This is a genomic window from Chloroflexus sp., assembly GCF_034432675.1.
Taxonomy (GTDB): Bacteria; Chloroflexota; Chloroflexia; order Chloroflexales; family Chloroflexaceae; genus Chloroflexus.
This window is the reverse complement of record NZ_DAOUBI010000085.1, coordinates 1-3,507: the sequence shown is the minus strand read 5'-3', so window position 1 is coordinate 3,507 and position 3,507 is coordinate 1. Positions and strand designations below refer to the sequence as shown.

Here is a 3,507-nt window from a genome sequence, read left to right as displayed (position 1 = left end):
TGCGAAGTGCGTGGCAGCGCCGTTTGGGTCAGGTGATAGACGCTGCGCACAACGTTGCCAGAACGGCTTGCTCGCATGTTCAGAAACTATTGTTACCACATCTTATCAATGTGGGCAACAGAGCACAACGATAGCGATACGAAAATACCCGACTCACCTGTCTCAACCCGTACTTCCTCTTCCCCATCCATCCCGTGGTATCATATTCCCCAGAACAGACATGGTTTGCCGTCCAACGGCAAACAGGCAAAGCACTAGCTACAGGTACAACAACTATGCTCTCAGATTTACCAATTGCCGTTATTGGGGCCGGCGCGATGGGCGAAGCAATTATCGGTGGCCTGTTGCGCAACGAGCTGGTTGCCGCCGATCAGATTTTAGCCAGCCATCCCCGTGAAGACCGCCGGCGCGAACTGAGCCATCACTACGGCATTCAGACCACGCACGATAATCTGGCCGCTGCCCAATGGGGACGGGTGATCATCTTCGCCGTCAAGCCGCAACAGTTACGCCGGGTACTGCCACCACTGCGCGGCGCCCTGCGCGACGACGATCTGGCGATTTCGGTCATCGCCGGCGCTACCATCGCCTCGTTTGCCGAGGCGCTTGACCATCAGGCCGTTGTGCGCAGCATGCCCAACACTCCCGCCCAAATCGGTTGTGGAATGACGGTGTGGACTGCGGCACCGACAGTGAATGAGCGTCAGCGCGGCTGGGCAGCCACTGTGTTGGGTGCGCTCGGTCGTGAATTGTTTGTCGATAACGAGACCTATCTCGATATGGCAACCGCGATCAATGGCACCGGGCCGGCGTATGTCTTCCTGATGATGGAAGCGATGATCGATGCCGGTGTTCACCTTGGCTTGTCGCGGCGAATCGCCGAAGAGCTAGTACAGCAGACAATGCTCGGCTCGGTGCAATATGCCATTCAGAGCGGTTTGCATCCGGCACAGTTGCGCAATGCGGTCACCTCTCCCGGTGGCACCAGCGCCGCCGCGTTGAGTGAGCTTGAGCGCGGTGGTCTGCGCACTGTCCTGGCCGATGCAATTTGGGCGGCTTATCGGCGGTCGGTTGAATTGGGAAGGAATGGTTAGATGGCGGTAAGCTATGCGCGGGTGCGCTTAACAACCGAAGACGACCGTCGCTACCGGGCCTTTGTCGAGCAGTTTAAGCTGCAACGCAAAAATCAGAAAGCGATTCGTCCACCACGCCAGCGCGATATTTTTGGTGGACAGGCTGAAGCTGCGTTGCGCGATTGGCTGGCTACTCACCTGACCCTCGACGAACGCCGGATTCTTGAGTACGAAGAGCGCCGCAACCGGATGGCCCAGATTAAGTATCGCGAGCTGGATGCCCTGGCAATTGTTGATGACACGGCCTGGGTGTTCGAGATCAAAGCCAGCCGTACTGCCAGTGCCCTGCGCCGGGCAGTTGCCCAGCTTAACGAGACGCGCCAGATTCTGCGTTTGCTCTTTCATCGGGTGGGCATCACGATTTTGCTGGTTGATACCGGTATACCGGCTGATAGTGCTGCCGCCGATGCGCTGATGGCAAGTGATCATCCGCCACCCCGCCGACCAGAACCGCTCGCCGAAGTGCTTGCCGCCCTGCCACAACTGCACCTGATTGACGACCTGTCCCTCCGCTCCGCAGCGGATGATCAGGTCAACCTGATGTTGTTTAGTGTCGATGATATTATTGCGCTGGTCGGTGCCGAAAACCTGGCATTGGATTGGGAAGAAGACGATCTCTTCGATGAAGAGGTTGAGACACCCCCATCAGCATCGCTCTTTGCCAGCAGTGGCGATGACGATGACGACGATGATAATCCGCTGGCTGCTGCGCTGCGCAAAGCAGGCTTGAGTTAAAAGCTATGTACCGTCTCCGCACAACCGCAGCACTCGCACTCGCTCGCACTGCCGGCACCCTCTCGCGACGGTTGGGATTAGGTGGTGGTACCAGCCTTCCCGGCCAGGTCGCACGCATCCTCGATCCGACCATTCTGACCAACTTCTGCACCGCTTTGCCCGAAGGTGTGGCGTTGATCGCCGGTACCAATGGCAAGACGACCACTAGTCGCATGGTCGCTACAATTCTTGAGCAGGCTGGCAAACCACTGCTCCACAATCGCGCCGGTGCGAACCTGTTGCCCGGCCTGACCACAGTCGCCATTGCCGATGCCGACTGGCGCGGACGGCCACACGCACACCAGGCACTCTTCGAGACGGACGAAGCAGCGCTGCCCCAGGCCATCGCCGAGACACGACCACGCCTGGTTGTGCTGCTGAACCTGTTTCGTGATCAGCTTGATCGCTACGGTGAGATCGACACTATCGCCAGGCACTGGCGCACAGCGCTGCAAACGCTTCCCCCAACCAGCATCGTCGTCTTCAATGCCGACGATCCGGCACTGTCCTGCATCGTGCAAGGGTTATCGGCTCAGATTATCGCCTTTGGCCTGGCAGATGTTCGCCATGCCACCGGAGCGGCACTGCACATCGCCGACTCACAGTTCTGTCACGCCTGCGGCCATCGCTATCACTACCAGCACGTGTTCTATGCCCACATCGGTCACTATGCCTGCCCGCAGTGCGGTCAGCACCGTCCTGAACCTGACATTGCCCTCACCGTGCTTGAACCACGCGGACTTGATGGGAGTGACCTTCAGATCACACATCCCGGCGGTACAGTCCAGTTCCGTTTACCACTACCCGGCCTCTACAATACCCAGAACGCTCTGGCAGCCACAGCAGCGACGCTGGCGTTAGGTATAACCCCTGCGACTATTAGCAATGCCCTCCAGAACTTTCAGGCCGCTTTTGGTCGGATTGAACGAATTACTGCCGGCCCGAATGGGCCACCGCTCTTGATCGCGTTAATCAAAAACCCGGTCGGTGCTTCCGAGACGGTACGGATGTTTACGACGGCCACCAACCAACCCCTGCATCTTTTGATTGCCATCAACGACCGTTTCGCCGACGGCACCGATGTCTCGTGGTTGTGGGACGCCGATTTTGAACCGTTGGCACAGCGGGTTGCCCACGTCACCGTCAGCGGTACCCGCGCTGCCGATATGGCCCTGCGTCTCGACTACGCCGGTGTGGCCGGTAAGGTTATTACCGTCATCGATGATCTCCCTGCTGCCCTGGATGCCGCCCTATCCAGACTGCCACCCGGTGAAACACTTGCCGTTCTGCCCACCTATACCGCCATGCTCGATTTACGGAGCGAAATAAGTCGCCGCGGTTGGGCCAAACCCTTTTGGGAAGCGTAACCGCGACGACCTGGATGCCGGTGGCTCTGGCACAGAGAAGGAATGACCCGCTATCCAACTATCACCCCGGCACCACAAAATAGCACCGTTACGCCAAAGGGATGAGAGAGAGGGGACATGCAATCTACCGGGTGGTTGGATGTGAAATCACCGACCCGTACACACTGCGCATCACGTTTGACGATGGAATAGTTCGAGAGATCAATTTCAAGCCGGTGCTGGCAGGGCCGGTG

At 58.4% G+C, this 3,507-nt stretch carries 3 protein-coding genes; all 3 read left to right on the top strand.

What is annotated here, in order from left to right; genetic code table 11:
- The first annotated feature begins 275 nt into the window (after positions 1-275).
- From proC to VAE55_RS06735, 3 genes are read left to right on the top strand one after another with little or no spacing between them, the layout of a single operon-like run.
- Positions 276-1,094, top strand: coding sequence for a pyrroline-5-carboxylate reductase (gene proC / locus VAE55_RS06745; RefSeq protein WP_322815034.1), 819 nt, complete (start codon positions 276-278; stop codon positions 1,092-1,094).
- Positions 1,095-1,868, top strand: a complete 774-nt coding sequence (locus VAE55_RS06740) for a hypothetical protein (protein WP_322815033.1) — start codon at positions 1,095-1,097, stop codon at positions 1,866-1,868.
- A 5-nt stretch (positions 1,869-1,873) separates the two neighbouring features.
- A complete protein-coding gene (locus VAE55_RS06735) occupies positions 1,874-3,274 on the top strand; it encodes a MurT ligase domain-containing protein (protein ID WP_322815032.1) in 1,401 nt (466 codons plus the stop codon).
- The last annotated feature ends 233 nt before the right edge of the window (positions 3,275-3,507 follow it).